This window comes from Flavobacterium sp. W1B (genome assembly GCF_047344965.1).
Classification (GTDB): domain Bacteria; phylum Bacteroidota; class Bacteroidia; order Flavobacteriales; family Flavobacteriaceae; genus Flavobacterium.
On sequence record NZ_CP178845.1, the window covers coordinates 1,969,221 to 1,987,329 of the forward strand.

General features: G+C 33.2%; 17 protein-coding genes and 1 tRNA gene. 9 read left to right on the forward strand and 9 right to left on the reverse strand.

Annotated features, from left to right (window positions below; all coding sequences use genetic code 11):
• Positions 1-54 precede the first annotated feature (54 nt).
• Positions 55-771 carry a bacillithiol biosynthesis deacetylase BshB1 gene (gene bshB1, locus ACMDB5_RS08605; protein ID WP_413997854.1) on the forward strand — a complete coding sequence of 239 codons (717 nt, stop codon included), beginning with the start codon at positions 55-57 and terminating at the stop codon, positions 769-771.
• Between the two features lie 75 nt (positions 772-846).
• A tRNA-His gene (locus ACMDB5_RS08610) sits at positions 847-922 on the forward strand.
• A gap of 191 nt (positions 923-1,113) precedes the next feature.
• On the opposite strand, the gene ACMDB5_RS08615 is transcribed toward ACMDB5_RS08610, so the two are convergent.
• The 4 genes from ACMDB5_RS08615 to ACMDB5_RS08630 all read right to left on the reverse strand — a co-directional run bounded on the left by ACMDB5_RS08615 (position 1,114) and on the right by ACMDB5_RS08630 (position 4,573).
• Complete coding sequence (locus tag ACMDB5_RS08615; protein WP_413997855.1) at positions 1,114-2,142, reverse strand: M28 family metallopeptidase; 1,029 nt, start codon at positions 2,140-2,142, stop codon at positions 1,114-1,116.
• Between the two features lie 9 nt (positions 2,143-2,151).
• Positions 2,152-3,207, reverse strand: coding sequence for a DUF3667 domain-containing protein (locus tag ACMDB5_RS08620; RefSeq protein WP_413997856.1), 1,056 nt, complete (start codon positions 3,205-3,207; stop codon positions 2,152-2,154).
• 33 nt (positions 3,208-3,240) lie between these two features.
• On the reverse strand, positions 3,241-4,014 hold the full coding sequence (locus ACMDB5_RS08625) for a dienelactone hydrolase family protein (protein ID WP_413997857.1): 774 nt from the start codon (positions 4,012-4,014) through the stop codon (positions 3,241-3,243).
• Between the two features lie 106 nt (positions 4,015-4,120).
• Positions 4,121-4,573 (reverse strand): Lrp/AsnC family transcriptional regulator, encoded by a 453-nt coding sequence (locus ACMDB5_RS08630; protein ID WP_413997858.1) that lies wholly within the window; start codon positions 4,571-4,573, stop codon positions 4,121-4,123.
• A 218-nt stretch (positions 4,574-4,791) separates the two neighbouring features.
• On the opposite strand from ACMDB5_RS08630, the gene rocD reads away from it, so the two are divergent.
• Positions 4,792-6,042 carry an ornithine--oxo-acid transaminase gene (gene rocD, locus ACMDB5_RS08635; RefSeq protein ID WP_413997859.1) on the forward strand — a complete coding sequence of 417 codons (1,251 nt, stop codon included), beginning with the start codon at positions 4,792-4,794 and terminating at the stop codon, positions 6,040-6,042.
• Between the two features lie 13 nt (positions 6,043-6,055).
• Positions 6,056-7,021: an arginase gene (rocF, locus tag ACMDB5_RS08640; RefSeq protein ID WP_413997860.1), complete on the forward strand. Its 966-nt coding sequence runs from the start codon at positions 6,056-6,058 to the stop codon at positions 7,019-7,021.
• Positions 7,022-7,102: 81 nt separating this feature from the next.
• On the opposite strand, the gene ACMDB5_RS08645 is transcribed toward rocF, so the two are convergent.
• The 4 genes from ACMDB5_RS08645 to ACMDB5_RS08660 all read right to left on the reverse strand — a co-directional run bounded on the left by ACMDB5_RS08645 (position 7,103) and on the right by ACMDB5_RS08660 (position 11,405).
• Positions 7,103-7,654 carry a DUF1697 domain-containing protein gene (locus ACMDB5_RS08645; protein WP_413997861.1) on the reverse strand — a complete coding sequence of 184 codons (552 nt, stop codon included), beginning with the start codon at positions 7,652-7,654 and terminating at the stop codon, positions 7,103-7,105.
• 169 nt (positions 7,655-7,823) lie between these two features.
• Positions 7,824-9,662, reverse strand: coding sequence for a right-handed parallel beta-helix repeat-containing protein (locus ACMDB5_RS08650; RefSeq protein ID WP_413997862.1), 1,839 nt, complete (start codon positions 9,660-9,662; stop codon positions 7,824-7,826).
• A gap of 379 nt (positions 9,663-10,041) precedes the next feature.
• Entirely contained in the window at positions 10,042-10,302 is a 261-nt protein-coding gene (locus tag ACMDB5_RS08655; protein WP_413997863.1) for a heavy-metal-associated domain-containing protein, read from the reverse strand.
• 50 nt (positions 10,303-10,352) lie between these two features.
• Positions 10,353-11,405: a zinc-dependent alcohol dehydrogenase family protein gene (locus ACMDB5_RS08660; protein ID WP_413997864.1), complete on the reverse strand. Its 1,053-nt coding sequence runs from the start codon at positions 11,403-11,405 to the stop codon at positions 10,353-10,355.
• Positions 11,406-11,835: 430 nt separating this feature from the next.
• Here ACMDB5_RS08660 and ACMDB5_RS08665 point away from each other — a divergent pair, with 430 nt between their 5' ends.
• Positions 11,836-12,201, forward strand: coding sequence for a hypothetical protein (locus ACMDB5_RS08665; RefSeq protein ID WP_413997865.1), 366 nt, complete (start codon positions 11,836-11,838; stop codon positions 12,199-12,201).
• Between the two features lie 101 nt (positions 12,202-12,302).
• Positions 12,303-12,872 (forward strand): DNA polymerase ligase N-terminal domain-containing protein, encoded by a 570-nt coding sequence (locus ACMDB5_RS08670; RefSeq protein WP_413997866.1) that lies wholly within the window; start codon positions 12,303-12,305, stop codon positions 12,870-12,872.
• A gap of 37 nt (positions 12,873-12,909) precedes the next feature.
• Here the strand turns inward: ACMDB5_RS08670 and ACMDB5_RS08675 are convergent, their stop codons facing one another.
• The gene (locus ACMDB5_RS08675; protein ID WP_413997867.1) at positions 12,910-13,689 is read right to left on the reverse strand and encodes an RMD1 family protein; all 780 of its coding nucleotides are present in this window, start codon (positions 13,687-13,689) and stop codon (positions 12,910-12,912) included.
• 396 nt (positions 13,690-14,085) lie between these two features.
• Between ACMDB5_RS08675 and ACMDB5_RS08680 the strand changes: the two genes are divergently transcribed.
• The 3 genes from ACMDB5_RS08680 to ACMDB5_RS08690 all read left to right on the forward strand — a co-directional run bounded on the left by ACMDB5_RS08680 (position 14,086) and on the right by ACMDB5_RS08690 (position 17,839).
• Entirely contained in the window at positions 14,086-15,258 is a 1,173-nt protein-coding gene (locus tag ACMDB5_RS08680; protein ID WP_413997868.1) for an acyl-CoA dehydrogenase family protein, read from the forward strand.
• Between the two features lie 355 nt (positions 15,259-15,613).
• A complete protein-coding gene (locus ACMDB5_RS08685; protein WP_413997869.1) occupies positions 15,614-16,582 on the forward strand; it encodes a type I phosphomannose isomerase catalytic subunit in 969 nt (322 codons plus the stop codon).
• 246 nt (positions 16,583-16,828) lie between these two features.
• Positions 16,829-17,839, forward strand: a complete 1,011-nt coding sequence (locus ACMDB5_RS08690) for a LacI family DNA-binding transcriptional regulator (RefSeq protein WP_413997870.1) — start codon at positions 16,829-16,831, stop codon at positions 17,837-17,839.
• Positions 17,840-18,109 lie beyond the last annotated feature (270 nt).

Sequence of the window (18,109 nt, forward strand, 5' to 3'; positions counted from 1 at the left end):
TGATTATAATTATTAAAGTTATTTGAGCTTGTTTTAAGCTCTTAAATTAAAAAAATGAAATTAGATATATTAGCTTTTGGTGCACATCCTGATGATGTGGAATTGGGTTGTTCGGGAACTATTTTAAAAGAAATCTCATTAGGGAAAACCGTTGGAATTGTTGATTTGACCCGTGGAGAATTAGGAACTAGAGGTTCTGCCGAAATTAGGGATCAGGAAGCCAATGCGGCGGCTGCAATTTTGGGAGTTTCGGTTCGTGAAAACCTGAATATGCGAGACGGCTTTTTTGTGAACGATGAAAAACATCAGTTGGAAATCATTAAAATGATACGCAAATACAAACCAGAAATAGTTTTGTGTAATGCTATCGATGACCGACATATAGATCACGGAAAGGGAAGTAAGTTGGTTTCGGATGCTTGTTTTTTATCAGGTTTGATGAGAATAGAAACCTTACTCGATGGAGAGAAGCAAGAAGCATGGAGACCAAAATTAGTGTATCATTACATTCAATGGAAAAATATAGAACCTGACTTTGTGGTTGACATAACTGGTTTTACCGATAAGAAGATTGAGTCTATTTTGGCTTATGGTTCGCAGTTTTATAATGCGGCTTCTAAGGAGCCGGAGTCACCAATAAGCTCCAAAAATTTCTTGGAAAGCTTAAATTATCGCTCTAGAGATTTAGGAAGGCTCGTTGGGGTAGAACACGCCGAAGGTTTTACGGTTGAAAGATATTTGGCAGTCAATAGTTTAGCTGATTTGATGTAAAAATGATGCATTTTTTTGAAAAAAATATTTGCAGAAGTGAACTTTAGTTGTATCTTTGCCACCGCTAAGCATTATGGTGGTTGTAGCTCAGTTGGTTAGAGCATCGGTTTGTGGTACCGAGGGTCGCGGGTTCGAGCCCCGTCTTCCACCCAAAAAGGTAAAAGCCTCTCAGAAATGAGAGGCTTTTTTTGTGGATAAAACTCTCTTGCAGAATTATTAAAATGCTTAAAACTGTTTGTGAAATTCAGTTCACTTTGGTGAAAAAAAATAACCGCAGATTAGAAAATCTGCGGTTATTTTTTTTAGGTTTTTGGCTTAAGCCATTAATTTAAAGTGAAAAGCTTATTTCTTATCCACTACTGGGCGATTTTCTCTGTTTGCCAATTCCCAAGCTGTTACAAAAGCAAATTGAGTTCTTTTGGTCAAAGCATCGTATTCAATCTTATCGGGAGTATCACTTTCTTTATGGTAATCAGCATGAACGCCATTAAAAAGAAATACGGAAGGAATACCGTGTTTTGCAAAATTATAGTGATCAGAACGCTCATAAAAACGATTTGGATCTTTTGGGTCATTGTATTTATAGTCTAACTTCAGATTAGTATATTTTTTATTTACTTCAGTACATATATTATCTAAGTCAGAAGAAAGACGATCTGCGCCTATTACGTATACATAATTGTTGGAGTTGGCATTTGCTTCGTCACGACGACCTATCATATCAATATTGATATCGGTGATGGTGTTAGCTAATGGGAATAACGGGTTTTCTGAATAATATCGAGAACCGTGTAATCCGTGCTCTTCTCCGGTAACATGAAGAAATAAAATAGAACGTTTAGGACCGTGACCTTCTTTTTTAGCAATTTCGAATGCTTCGGCAATTTCTAGTAGTGCTACGGTTCCGGAACCGTCATCATCAGCGCCATTAAAAATTTCACCATTATTTACTCCCACGTGGTCGTAATGTGCAGAAACAACTACGATTTCGTTTGGTTTTTCTGAACCTTCAATGAAAGCCCAAATGTTTTCGGAATCTTGTAAGTTTTTATTGCGCTTGGCGTTCAGGTATGAAGCTGGAATGTGTTGGTAAAAGCTTGTAGCTCCTTTTGGAAAAGGAATGTTATTTTTTTTATATTGGTTTATTAGGTAAACTCCAGCTTTTTTTTGTCCTGCCGATCCTGTTTCACGTCCTTCCATTTCGTCAGAAGCCACAATATAAAGGTGTGTTTTTAACTCGTCGGCAGTAATGGTGTTCATGTATTTTGTAGGGTCGGAAACTTTTGAAGTGGTGTTTTCTAAAACAGTTTTCGTTGACGAGCAACCAATACATAGAGCCAGCAGGAGGCTTAACGGTACTATTCTTTTCATTTTTTTTGGTTAGTGTAAATTAATAAATGTGTAAAAGGAAAAAAACAAAAGTAATATTATTATCACAAAGAAATTTATGAAAAGGAGAAATATGGTTTTTATAAAGGAAATCAGCCTTGATTCGCCATAGAAACGATGATGAGCCGGAAAAAAATAGTAAAACATCCAGCTAAAACCGATGAAATAAATGAATCCATGGATGAAGTTTAATAGAGTTGAAGTTTTAAATAATGAAATTGTTTTATCGGTTAGGAAAAGTATTAAAATGATTAATAACAGGAATGAAAAATAGTGGAGGGTGAATATGCCGTGGTCAAAGTAATACCAACGTTTTTTGTTGTGAAATATCCACAAGAAAAAGGCGAAAAAAGGCATGTAGATAATTAATGTTTTTGGAATATCATGGATAAAAGATTCGCTGAATTTTTGAATAATTTCTTTTGTGGTGTTGTTTTCGGTAACGGTTACTATTTTTTTTATAATATAATATTCAAAGCTGGAGTACTTGTCTTTCTTCTTTGCAAATTTTTGGATAGAATCTAATTCTTGGATTGATTTTATTCCAAAATTAAAGGCACTGTCTTTCTGGATGTTAATTTCTTTGGATTTATTTATCTTCTTCTGAATGGTGTCGAGCTCTTCTTTTGATAGATAGCCGGGCGGAATTATATCATTTACTTTTGGATTCTTTTCAGTGATTATTTTTCCGATTGAGTCTCCAGCGTCTATTTTTAATAATTCGGAATCATTATTAGGGAATACACTGATTAAAAAAAAAGTGACAAAGCTGATAAAAATATAGAGACGAATAGGTGCTAAATAAGAAAGGCGTTTACCTGAAAGATATTCTTTGGTTAATGCAGCTGGTTTTATAAGTAGATTTTTGATGGTTTTCCAAAAAGCATTCTCATAATGTGTTAGGTCTTCAAAGAAGTGAACAAATAAATGAAAAAAGGTTTTTCTTGGATCAATATTTTCCTGACCACAGTTCGAGCAGAATCGATTCTCTACTACATATCTACAATTTAAACAGGTTTTGTCTTTTCTTAAGGGGCTTTTACTCATAAACGGTAATTTGAAATGGCAATTGGGTTTTAATTATTTCTTTAAGACTTCGTTTAGAAATAGTTTTAAGTGTTCGAAAGCGCGTTTAGCTGCGACTGCATTGTAAGCTGCGCCTTTGGAGTTGTCATTTCCGGATTCCGGATTGGTAAATGAGTGTACGGCATTGGCGTAATATATCATTTGCCAATCGGCTTTTGTATCACGCATTTCTTGTTGGAAAGCGGCAATTTCTTCTTTGGATTCGTAAGGATCATCTGCACCGTGGCAAACCATTACTTTTGCGGTAATAGGTTCAGTTGGTCTTGAGGCATCTCTTGCTAGTCCGCCATGAAAGGAAACCACACCTTTTACGTTGAGGTGTCCGCGAGCGGCTTCAAGTGCACCCGTTCCACCAAAACAATAGCCAATGACTACGATGTTATCGGGATTTGCGCCGGCGTTAATTAACTGTTTTAAGGCTAAAGCAATTCTGTTTTGATAGTCTTTGTAATTGGTTTTGTAATAGCCTGCTTTTTGACCCGCTTCGCTATTGTTTTTTGGATAATTGCCTTCGCCATATATATCGGCAATAAAGGCATAGTAGCCTAGATGAGCCAAGTCGGTTGCGATATCTTTGGATACTTTATCGATTCCTTTCCAAGCCGGAAGGATTAGAATTCCCGGTTTTGATTCCGTTTTTTTAGTTGGCTGAATTTTATATCCATTCAAAACCTGATTTTCGTCTTTGTATTTTACCTCTTTAAGTTGGGCAAAAGTACTATTTGAAAATAAAAATAATCCTAAAATTAGAATGCTATAATTTTTCATAATACCGTATTTTTATACAAATATCTGAATTATATGTAGATATTTAACTTTCTGTATCAGAATAAATTACTTGCTTGTTATTTTGGTATTTTTAAAATAAAAAAGTTTATAAGGAAATATTTCTTTTGAAAGCGCAACCCAATTCAATCATAGAATCTGTTTTTGAAATTCCGGGAATATTATCGATTTTCTCATAAAGCAGTTTTCTCATGTGCTCATGATTTCGGGCAATCATTTTTATATACAATGTGAAGGAACCAGTGACATAATAGCATTCGGTTATTTCGGGAATTTTTTTTAATTCTTCAATGATTCTACTGGAATCTGCATCTTTAGTCAAGGTAAGTCCGGTAAAAGCGCCCCAATCATATCCTATTTTTTTTTCATCTATAATAGGTTTAATTCCTGTTAGGATGTTTTGTTCTATTAAGCGATTGATGCGTTGATGCACCATGGTGTTCGAAATTTTCAAAGTATTGGCAATGGTCGAAAAAGCCATTCGTCCATCTTTTTCCAATTCTTTAATAATGTTAATATCGAATTCATCTAATACATCCATAATATTTGTTTTAAATAGTCGTAATTTTATAGCTACTAAGTGTATTTCACTTTTATAGTTCAGTTTTTTTATGTCGAAAATGAAATATAACTTTTTTATGTATTTTATTTGATTAAATTGACTTTTTAAAAAGCAAAACAAGTCAAAAATACTTAATTTAGTTGTGAAATAAAAAAACATTCTTATTTTTGTTTTAAAATTTTCAAAAAATAGATATCATGGAACAAACACATCCAACGCTTTCTTCGAAGTCAGAAGTGTTAATAGAGAAAGAAAATAAATATGGAGCCCATAATTATCATCCATTACCTGTAGTACTTGATAAAGGAGAAGGTGTATTTGTTTGGGACGTAGACGGAAAAAAATATTATGATTTCTTGTCGGCTTATTCTGCAGTAAATCAAGGGCATTGTCACCCAAAAATTGTTGGGGCAATGGTAAAACAAGCACAAACACTGACATTAACATCTCGTGCGTTTTATAATGACCAACTTGGAGTTTACGAAGAATATGTGACGAACTATTTTGGTTTCGATAAAGTATTACCTATGAATACCGGTGCCGAAGCGGTTGAAACAGCTTTGAAATTGTGTAGAAAATGGGCTTATGAAGTAAAAGGAATTCCGGAGAATCAAGCACAAATTATTGTTTGTGAGAATAATTTCCACGGAAGAACGACCACTATTATTTCGTTTTCAAATGATGAAGGTGCTCGCAAGAGTTTTGGACCGTTTACAGAAGGATTTATAAAAATTCCTTATGATGATACCGAAGCATTGGAAAATGTTTTAAAATCAACAACAAATATCGCTGGTTTCTTAGTAGAACCTATTCAGGGAGAAGCTGGTGTTTATGTTCCTACCGAAGGTTATTTAGCCAAAGCCAAAGCACTTTGTGAAGCGCATAATGTTTTGTTTATTGCAGATGAGGTTCAAACGGGAATTGCACGTACTGGGAAATTATTGGCGGTGAATCATGAAAATGTGCAACCCGATATTCTAATTTTAGGAAAAGCGATTTCGGGCGGAGTTTATCCGGTTTCGGCAGTTTTGGCCAATAATACAATTATGAATGTCATCCAGCCAGGGCAACACGGTTCTACCTTTGGAGGAAATCCTATTGCTGCGGCAGTTGCAATGGCAGCTTTGGAGGTTGTCAAAGACGAAAATTTGTCGGAGAATGCGGAACGTTTGGGGATTATTTTAAGAAAAGGTTTGAATGATATTGCCTCAAGAAATCCATTGATTTCTTTAGTGAGAGGCAAGGGATTGCTTAATGCGATTGTTATTGATTGTGATGAAGAATCTACATTGGCTTGGGAAATTTGTCTAAAATTTAGAGACTATGGATTATTAGCAAAACCAACCCATGGTAATAAAATAAGATTGGCTCCGCCATTGGTTATTACCGAAACTCAAATCCAAGACTGCCTTGCAATCATAGAAAAGGCATTAAACGATTTCAAATAATAGCAACAAAGGCATGGAGAGATTTATTAAGCTTATAAAAAACCGGTCGGATATAGGAGCAGGGACAAGAGGCTCTGATTTAGGAATTGATGCTATCGAAATTGCAGCGATTAATAAAAATAGTGATTACTTTAATCGATTTGAGTTTGATGATGTGAAATCGCATAATGAATCGATATACGATAAAAATAGAAACGCATTTGCCAAGAGAATAGAGCATGTTTTAGAGCAGTGTACCCGAGTTTGTTCTAGTGTAAAGAATAATTTAAAGGAGAATTTTTTTCCAATTGTTTTGTCTGGGGATCATTCTTCGGCTTTGGGAACAATTAGCGGTATCAAAGCTGTTTATCCGGATAAAAGACTTGGTGTTGTATGGATTGATGCTCATGCCGATTTGCATTCGCCTTATACTTCTCCTTCGGGAAACATTCACGGAATGCCATTGGCGGCAGCTTTAGGTGAAGATAATCTAAATTGCCAAGTCAATAAAATTATTCCTGAAACAAAGAAGCATTGGGAAGCATTGAAAAACATTGGTTATCCGGGAGCCAAAGTGGTTCCAGAGGATTTAATCTATTTTGGAGTTCGGGATACCGAAGAGGCAGAGGATAAGCAAATTGAAAAATTTAAGATCAAGAATTATAAGGTTGATGAAGTGCGTTATAGAGGTCTTGAAAACTGTGTTGAAGAGGCATTGGCAAGGTTGTCAAATTGTGATATGATTTATATTTCATTTGATGTGGATTCTATGGATTGCGACATGATTTCGTACGGAACAGGAACACCGGTGCCAAAAGGATTTGATCAATATGAAATAATCGATATCATCAACCAAATTATTAAAAGCCAAAAGGTAGTTTGTGTTGAATTTGTTGAGATAAACCCGCTTCTGGATACTAAAGGAAACAAGATGGCTGAAACTGCATTTGAGGTTTTAGAGCAGATAACACCTTCGATAATTTTACCAATCGAACAGTAATTGTTATTCTTTTGATTCAAATAAAAATCCCAAAATCTTCGATAGATTTTGGGATTTTTTTATAATTGGGAATATGGATTGTTATTCTTCCGATTCTTCATACATTTTAAGTAAATTAGAAACCGTGTTCCAATTTCGTATTGTAGCGGTTAGATTCAGCTTTTTTTCAATGTATTTTTGATCCAATCTGGTTTTTCCGGCAGAGAAGGCATATTTTATAAAAATTCGGCTAGAATCAATATGAACTTCATCGGGTTTCACGGAACTCATCTTAAGGTCATGAATACTTTGGTCATTTAAAACCGTGGACACAAAAGCGACATAAAGTTTTTTAGTATCTACTTCCTGTTCTTTCAAAAAAGGATTGTTTTTAAGACAGGCCAACAGATCTTCTTTGGCAATGACCACAACCGGAACATCATGTCCGAAAGTTTTGAAAATTTCCTGTTTAATATGGAACCCGACAGCCGCAGGGTTTTCTTCGGGGGTGCTTACAAATACATTTCCCGATTGGATATAGGTTTTAACGTCTTTAAATCCTGCTTTTTCCAATGCTTTTTGCAAAGCATCCATTTTAATCATATTGTGTCCTGAAACATTGATGCCACGAAGTAGGGCAAGATGTGTTTTCATAAATTTAAATTTTTTAAAAGCTGCTTGTTTATTGCAATTTCAAAGCTTTCGGATGTTGGCTTTATACTGACAGCAAAGTTAAGGCAAGTTTTTTTATTAGCGTAAAATTAATCAATGATGGATTGCAATGCTGTTTAAATGGAACGTTTTTTTTGATAGTTAATAATTGTTATTCATTAATATTGAATGTAAATGGCTTTCCATTAATAGTGTTGTTAGATATTTTACTGTTAATAACACGCTCAAAAAATATTTCCTTTTTATTCCAATGAAATGCTGGATATTCTTGATTCGTTTTTATTGTATTGTTGATAAAAGTAATGCCATCGACTGATTTTGCATATAGAATAGGTTTGTCAAAAGTTTCGAAAACGTTATTTTCGATTTTAATTCCACCATGAAAATATTTCTTTTGATTTTTTAAATCGGGGATTTCTGGGTAAATAGAGATAATCGCATTGGTAAATTGAAACATATTTGTCAACGCATTGATAAATTTATTGTTGCGAATAGTAATATCGCGGCAAGTGCCCGTCTCATACCAACCATTGCTGTCTCCACATAATAAAATAGCAGTTCCTGAAGTGTGATCGAATAGATTGTTCTCAACGATAGTTTTTTGAGGAGTACTGAATAAGGCTCCTCGTGCTCTGTTATTGCGTATTGTATTTCCTTTGAATACTACTTTTGGAGTCCACGTCAAATTTTCAATTCCAATATCCGTTCTTGTTGGATCAATAAAGGAATCTAGAGGTTCTGAAAATACAATTTTAAATTCTCGAATTGGGTCAGTTGATTTTTTACGAATGATATCAATAGATTGAATGGTATTTTTATTATCCCAAAGTTCCATTGTTTTGGATTGAATAAACTGTATCGAATCTCCGCTGTAGCCCCAGTCAAAACCATAAGATTGGTCATGCATATACTGAGCGATTACAGTTTTATTGTCAAGTTTTTTGATTACTTTCAGATAAGTACCATGTATATTGATTGCATCGTCCATCATATTTTCATACAAACCATTGTTGGAAACAATAACACCTTTACAGCCTGAAAAATGTGTTGCATCTGCTTGAGCTGTAAAATAACGAGGGTCATTTTTGCCTCTTAGCGAAACATTGAATTTTTCTAAGTAGATATTTTCAGTCAATTGTGCCAGCAAACCCATTCCTTCTGAGTAATGAACCGTGATGTTTTCTAATTTAATATCTTTTCCCTTGTGTACGAAAATGCCTGGATTGGGTCTTTGCCAGCTGCGCATTGCTACAACTGTACCTGGGATTAATTTTTTGTTTTTCCAATTATTTGCTTTAATAATGCCTTTTGACAATTCTACAACTTGCGATGTACCTACAGCAATGTCACTGGTATTGTATACAATTCGCTTTGTTTTTTCTTCGAATGCAATACCCGCTGTAGGTTTCATTTCCCAACCTTCGCCTGTGTTGTAGAAGTTTCCGTCTTTAATCGTGTAAGTGACCCAAGGAGCTGTTTGGTATGTTATTGAGCCCGATAAAGTGTCGTTTTGAATAATTTTTATTTGACAGATTTGGGGCTGTTCAAAATCGATATGGATATTTTTAAGTGTTAAGTTTTTGTTTTCAATTAATGAAATCGGTAACATTCTACCATGATAAATAAAGTCAGAGCCTTGACCGTCGATAGTGATATTATTAATCTGTTCTAAAGCAATACCAACTGTTTTTGGATTATCCTGATCATGATTTGATATGTAATATTCCCGTTTTACAGCACCCTCTGGATGGAAGTCATAGCGACCTTTTTTGAATTTTATAATGATAGGTGTGTTTTTTCCGGCTTGGGAAACTATTTTTTGAATAGCTTGATTAATTATTTCTGTACTATTTGCGCGGGTGTTTGGGTGAATTCCATATTTAGATAAGACATAGATTTTTGGTGGTTCAGCTGCATGTATAGGCATACCCAAGCCCATACTAATAACTCCTAATAATAAAATGATATTTGTTTTAATCCGATTTAACATAGTTTTTGTTTTAAAATATAAGGTTGAAATTTGTTACTATATTGGTTAATTATATTTTGCAAACATAAAATAAAGGCAATCATAAATTGAAATATATGTAAGAATTTTATTTTTATTTTTTTTAAAATAAATTGTGTTTTGTTATCACTAATCTATACCATCAGCGTGATTTAGAAATAGTAAAAATGCTAAAGTAAAACCAATTGTGCTTTTCTCGGGTGAAGCAGTAACTTAGTATCGATAGAAAGCTGGATGTTTGTTTTTTGATATAAATTACAAAATCCCAAAATCTACATTAGATTTTGGGATTCCTTATATTTTGTAATTTAAAAGCAATATTATTTTATGGGAATGGTATTCTAAATTAATTCGATAGATTTTACAATTCAAAAATTCCTTTTGGGATTGCATGAAAACCTAAGGACTTAATTGTTTTTTCAATTTCACTTATAGAGACTATTTTGTCAGTGTGTACGGTAAATTCTCTTGGGAAAATTTCGGTATTCAATATAACATCTTTGATGCCATCCAATTCTAATAACTTGGTTTTTATATGGGATAAGTCATTGTTTTCCATGGCATTTGTTCCGAAAACTCGACCGTGATTTCCCGGAATCACATTTTTAGATAATAAGTTCATATTTATTTTATTTTAAAAATAGATTACACAAGTTATTCAAGAAATCATTTTTAGGGCTCAATAATCACTTTCATTGCTTTTTCTTTTGCTGCATTGCCAAAAACTTCATAGGCTTCAAGGATTGTTTTCAACTTGAAATGATGGGTAATTAGTTTAGCAGGTTCCAGTTTTCCAGAAGATACTGTTTTCAAAAGCATTGGGGTGGTATTCGTATTTACTAATCCCATGGTTATTGTAATGTTTTGAATCCATAAATCCTGAATTTGCAATTCTACCGGTTTTCCATGAACGCCAATGTTGGCGATATGTCCTCCGGGGCGCACTATTTTTTGACAAACATCAAATGTCGCTGGAACTCCAACTGCTTCAATAGCTACATCTACGCCATCTTTAGTTTCTGATTGAATTCTTTTTAGAACGTCTTCTTTTGCGGAATTAATCGTATCTGTTGCGCCAAATTTTTTAGCTGTTTCCAAACGATTTTCATCAAGGTCAATCATATAAATTTTAGCAGGGGAGTAAAAGTGAGCAGTAAGTAAGGCTGACATTCCTATGGGACCGGCTCCTACAATTGCAATAGTGTCTCCAGGTTTTACATTACCGTTAATAATTCCAATTTCGTGCCCTGTAGGTAAAATATCGCTTAGCATGACTAGAGCTTCCTCATCAGATCCTTTAGGAATAAGATAAAGACTGTTGTCAGCATGAGGAATACGTACATATTCGGCCTGTGTACCGTTAATAAGATGCCCTAATATCCAGCCACCATCCTCACAATGAGAATACATTTGTTTTTTGCAATATTCGCAACTACCGTCAGAAGTGATGCAGGATATAATTACACGATCACCTTTTTTAAAATTCCTAACAGAAGTTCCAATCTCTTCAACTACACCAACACCTTCGTGCCCCAATGTCGTTCCGGGTTTTACAGATGGCGTTTTTCCGTGTAAAATACCCAAATCTGTACCGCAAATGGTAGTTTTAAGTATTTTTACCACTACATCTGTGGTTTTTTCAATTTTTGGTAATGGTACGTCTTTTAATTCAATTTTACCCGGACCTCCATATACGAGTGCTTTCATTGTTTTTGATTGTTCCATTTTTTTTTCTTTTTTAAGTGTGCTGTTTATTTTATTGGTAAGTGCTAAAAAAACACTTTATCCAAGTACTAAAATTTGCTTAATTAGAAATGGGTTTTTTTATTGTATTTATCTGTAAATCAAGTGTATCTGTATTCAAAGTTCGCTATTTTTTTCTTTAATTTCATGAAATAGACCAATTAATTAACATTAAATACTGAAAAAAAACAGAAAGGATAAAAAGATATTTTTTTTTGTACTACTGGAATAATTTTAATCAAAGAAATCAATTTGGCGAAGGTTTTTTATAAATAATTTAAAAAATAGATGATGTGTTTCTTTGGTCGATTTTAATTTGATTATCCACTTTTATAGTAAAAACAGAATATATTTTTGGATAAAAATGATTAACTTAGTGTGTTGAATTTTAGTTTCTTATAATATTGTAATTATGAAAGATAAAAAAGATAAAGCGTCCCCAATTACACCAAAATCCAGTAAGGAAGATAAAAATAAATTGCCGGATTCGCTCTTGTATCCACCTAAGGAAGATATTTACAATAAGTTTCATAAGGAGAGCGATATAGATCCCGAAGACATAACTCAAAAGAAAGCTCCTGTTGAAATAAATAACAGAAGAGAATTGAATGAAAAAGATTTTGAGGAAGATGTTTCCGGAGGTGACTTGGATGTTCCTGGTTCAGAATTAGATGATGAACAAGAAAATATTGGAAATGAAGATGAAGAAAATGGACATTATAGCATTGGCGGTGATAATCATAATGATTTAGAAGAGAATGACGGAAAGAAAAGCTAGCTTTTTTTTGAATCATTAGTGACGAGAATATTTTTACTGTTAGTTTGGTGAATCCCAAATTTTAAAGTTTTTTATCAGCTTCAATGATAATTCGATGCAAAATGTCATTAAATAGATATACTCAAAAACGCAATTTTAATTCCACTACCGAACCCCAGGCTAAGGAGGAAAAACCAAAAGCCGAATTGGTTTTCGTTGTTCAAAAACACGCTGCGACTCATTTACATTATGATTTTAGACTGGAAATAGACGGAGTATTAAAAAGTTGGGCTATACCTAAAGGCCCATCGATGAACCCAGAGGACAAAAGACTGGCGATTATGGTAGAAGATCATCCGTATGCCTACAAAGATTTTGAAGGCATTATTCCTGAAGGAAATTATGGCGCCGGTAAAGTGTTAGTTTGGGATCATGGAACCTACACTTTAACGGATGAAACTCAAGATATAAATTCTATCGGAAATACATTTAAATCCAATTTAGAGAATGAGCATCTTGGTTTTATTTTAAATGGGGAAAAGCTAAAAGGTGAATTTGCATTGGTGAAACTAAAAATCAAGCAGAAAAATGCGTGGCTTTTGATTAAGAAAAAAGACTCGTTTGCAACTGATGAAGATATTCTGAAAAAAGATAAATCCGTGATTTCAAATCTGACTTTGGAAGCTTTATAAAAAAGTGAAAAGCAGTGAAATTGAAATTGTTTTATTATCAATGAAAAAATGCCATAACTACTTCTATTGCAATTAAAATGATAACAATCCATTCCAGACGCGAGCTTTCCCGAACATTTAATACATCTGTAAAAAGAGTCAAATTATTTTCCACGATTTGTAGGCGATAATCCAAATCTTTGAAGCGGGTATTGATATCAAAATTAGCCTTTAATTGTCGGTTGAGTAAATTAAGTTCTTCGTTGTCCCAAACTAAATTTGGGTCATCCAATATGTATAAGTTATCGACAATACTGTTTTTAATATTCAGTACTTTACCAATATATTTGAGCAAATTGATTTTTGAAATCCTGATTTTACCTTCTTGTTCGAGTTGTTGAATATACAATTTTGATGAAGAAATAAGTTCATCCGTCAATACTTCATAATGCTCTAATGCTACCGACTGCCCAATATTGAGCATCATAATGCGTAAAATCGAGGAATCTATTATAGGAACAGTAGCAAAATTGTTTTTTACTGTAATTTTTTGCAGTTTTTCATCAGTTTCAATTCGGTACTCTTCAGATAAATCCAAATTTACAAGGTTAGTTGCATAATTTTTTATGAAGAGCATGAATTCACTTTTGGCAACGGCATCATAATTGGCAAAAACCACTACGCCATAATCAAAAACATATACAAAACGTTCATTATTTTCTATAGCATAAAAGACTTCGGTAGTGGAACCTGAATGGACTTCTGCGCGAAATTCTGCGCGAAATTTTTTGATGTTGAAGGATTCTGCAATTTGGATTGCTTCGATTCGAATTTCCATAATCAAATGATTTACACAAATTTACTGAAAATTATGGTTAATATATCGATACATTGTATTTTGTTTTAGGTCAAAATATTGGTTTGTAGTTGATTGTAGGTCTGAACTGTGGTTTTTAGATTACTCTTTTGTTTTTACGAGCGAGTTTTTTGAAGAAAACATTCTAGTCTATTAAAACTGTCTAAATAATGTAGCCAATAGAATAGCAATTGAAAGCAAAAATCTTGTAAATTGCAATAGGATCAATAGTTTATGTTTTGGTTTAGAGGAAAATGATTTTTTTGTTTTATTCATAAAACATCAGATTTCATCTGAATTTAATAAAATATTGATTTATTGTCTTTCTACATCTTTAATGATTCAATTCTATTTTGAAAATTGTAAACCGTAAAATATATGTTAGAAAATATTTTAATTGAGCGAAAAATTTATGCTTCCGAAGAGCATAAAATGATGCAAAATATGATTCAGGAGTTCATTTCGAATGAGATTTTGGATCAGATTGAAGAATGGGAAAAGAAAGGTATGGTAAGTCGTGAAATATGGAAGCGAGCCGGAGAATTAGGGTTATTGTGTTTAGATATGCCGGAAAAGTATGGAGGTGCAGGATTGGATTTTACCTATAATTCACTGTTAATCGAAGAATTGGCCAAAAAAGGAATTAACGGACCAGGCTTTTCGTTGCATTCTGATATTGTTGCTCCCTATTTATTAAAATATGGGACAGAAGCTCAAAAGGAGAAATATTTGCCACAAATGGCCAAAGGAACTATGATTACAGCCATAGGAATGACCGAGCCGAACTGTGGAAGCGATTTACAGGCCATAACAACAACGGCTGAAGACAAGGGGGATTATTATTTAGTAAATGGACAAAAAACCTTTATAACCAATGGTTATATGTGTGATATGGTAATTGTGGCTGTGAAAACGAACCCTAAAACGGATAATGAGGGGATTACTTTACTCATTTTAGAAGCCGAAATGGAGGGTTTTACGAAAGGATTTCCTCTCAAAAAAATTGGAATGAAGTCCCAAGATACAGCAGAACTCTTTTTTGATAATATAAAAGTTCCAAAAGTGAACCGACTTGGTGATGAAAAGATGGGATTCAAAATAATGATGCAGGAATTAGCCAGAGAAAGACTCACAGTGGCAATTAATGCGGTAGCTTGTGCTCAAGGCGCTATTGAAAGTACGATTGTTTATACAATGGAGCGAACTGCTTTTAAAACTCCAATTGCCGGATTTCAAAATACCCAATTTAAATTAGCAGAGTGTGCTTCGCAAATGCAAATTCATCAGGCTTTTTTAGATCGATGCATCGAATTATTGGTAGAACATAAATTAAGTTCCGAAAGTGCCTCAATAATTAAATATTCTGCAACCGATATGTGCTGTAATGTTGTTGATGAATGTTTGCAATTATTTGGTGGTTATGGTTATATGTGGGATTACCCAATTTCCCGAATGTATACTGATAATCGTGTTGCGAGAATATACGCTGGAACCAATGAAATAATGAAGCTATTGATTGCTCGTACATTGTTTAAAGATGTATTGAAATAATATAATCTTTTAGATTCTGGTTTTAAAGAATAGAATTCGATTTTGTACTATTTAAGCTAGATATTTATGTTTTAATGGTAATGATTTTTTAATACATTTGCTAAATCGATTTAGATGATATTTGATTAAAGTAATTATTGAAAATATTTTTTGGGTCAGTTTCTAAGTTTCAGATGCTAAAATTATAATTGTTTAATCATAATTTAAATAGTTTGGATGCTATTATTTAAGTCGGAATAAAATTAGTTTATCACTTTTTGGAGTTTTATATTGCCGCTTATTTACAATTGATATTTTAGATAATTAGTTAGATTCGCTTACGCTAAAGCCAATAATCATTAAAAAATAAAAATATATGAATGCAGAATTATACCCTTTGCAATTTAATCCGATTTTAAAAGAAAGAATCTGGGGTGGTGAAAAACTCAAAACGGTTCTCAATAAGCCAATTGAATCAAAAATTACTGGAGAAAGTTGGGAATTATCAACTGTAGAAGGAGATGTAAGCACAATTGCAAATGGTGTTTTGAAAGGGAAATCATTGACGGATATCATTGAGGAATTTCCAAACGAAATTTTGGGAACAGAAGTTTACGCAAAATTTGGTAAACAATTTCCGTTGCTTTTTAAATATTTAGACGCTCGTGAAGATTTGTCAATACAGGTCCATCCAAATGATGAATTAGCAAAAAAGCGTCATAATTCTTTTGGCAAAACGGAGATGTGGTACATCATGCAAGCCGATGATGACGCTCGAATAATTGTGGGTTTCAAAGAGAAATCAAATCCTGAGGAATATGTTCAGAGCCTAAAAAACCAAACTTTATTGAACTTACTAGATGATGTAAAAGTAAAATCAGGCGATGTTTTCTTCTTGGAAACAGGAACTGTTCATGCCATTGGCGCAGGGCTTGTTGTGGCAGAAATTCAGCAAACTTCGGATATTACTTATCGTATTTACGATTTTGATAGAAAAGATGCTCAAGGAAATACGAGGGAATTACATGTCGATTTGGCTCTAGATGCAATCAATTATAATAAAGTTGATACTTTTAAGGAATATACTAAGGAGATAAATCAATCCAATTCTATTGTAGATTGTCCTTATTTCACCACTAATTTTGTTCCATTGGATGGTGAAATTACAGCTAATAAAGATGGTAAGACTTTTACTGTTTATATGTGCATAGAAGGTAGTTTTGAAATCGAATATAAAAATTATAAGTTTCAATACAAAAAAGGGGATACTGTTTTAATACCTGCAGCAATGGATGTATACCTACTCAAAGGTAAGGCGTCAATTTTAGAAGTATTCATTTCATAAATATTTTTTTGGAATAAAATCAATAGACTTAGTAAGTATAGAATCCGTTCTAAATCGTATTCTATACTTATTTTAAGAATTGTACAATTATAATGATATCATTGTAAAAAACATCACCTTCGGAGTTTTTGATATTTTATTAACAATAAAAAAACACTTCTTTGAAAAAAAATATTTGCTAAAACGTTTTTGTAAATGTTTTTATATATATTTGTGATAGTATTAAGAAAAAAAATAACCCATTAGATGAAAAAAATCACCATTAAAGATATTGCATTAGAAGCTCAGGTTTCTATATCTACAGTATCTTTTGTACTTAATGATAAAGGTGAAAAAATGGGTATAAGTAAGGCGGTTATAAAGAAAGTCCAAGATATTGCGGATAAGTTACATTACAGACCTAATATGATTGCGACGAGTCTTAGAACAGGAAAGACAAGATCGATAGGCCTTATTGTTGAGAATATTTCTAATCAGTTTTTTTCTGTTCTTGCAAAAGTAATTGAAGAAGAGGCAAAGAAGTTGGGCTATAGAGTTTTTTATTGCAGTACAGGTAATGATGATGAAAGGTCTGCAGAGTTGGTACAGAGTCTTCTTCAGGCAAATGTAGATGGCTTTATCATTACTCCAACAGAGAAGTTAGACAAAAGCATTGATCAACTCTTAAAAATGAAAAAGCCTGTAGTTTTAATCGATAGGTATTTTCCAGGACAGGATGTTAGCCATGTGGTTATGGATAATTATGAAGGAGCTTATTCAGCAACGGAGTTTTTGATAGAAAAAGGGAGACGTAATATTGCCTTGATCAATAATAATTCTGGGATGATCCAAATGCAATTAAGAGAGAAAGGCTATGCAGATTCCATGAAAAAGGCAGGTCTTTATAATGAATCACTGATTCTTCATTTAGATTATCATAGTAGTGAAGAAAATAAAATTGAAGAGATGATTCAGTTCTTCGAAAAAAATAAAGCAATAGATGGAGTGCTGTTTTTGGCAAATTATATGGGACTTGCAGGTATTCAGGCTATCCGAAAAATAGGATTAAAGATACCGGAGCAATTGTCTATTATCAGTTTTGATGATCATTATAGTTTTAGATTGCATTCGCCATCTATATCTGTTGTTGAGCAACCATTAGATGCTATTGCAATAAAAACAGTTGCGTTGCTTATGGATCAAATGGTAAAAGAAGATGATTTTGTGGTTGAGAAAGTACTTTTAAAAGGAAAATTAGTAAAGAGAGAATCGGTATAAGTAAGTTCTCTAATTTGAGGTTTTGCTTTTTTAACATTTTACTAAATCGTTTTAGAAAATAAAGCTAATAGATTAAGAAGGTGTTGAAGGCATAAAACTAATAAAAAATTAAAAGGGTTGTTTAGGTAGAGAATGCGTTTCCAAAAAAGAATTTATTTTTAAAAAGATGTAAATTCTATTTTTTTATCTTTTTACTAAATCGATTTAGTAAAATGTAAAAGCAAGAAATGCAAATATAAAGGGGTGAACCAATAAATATAGATTGAAACT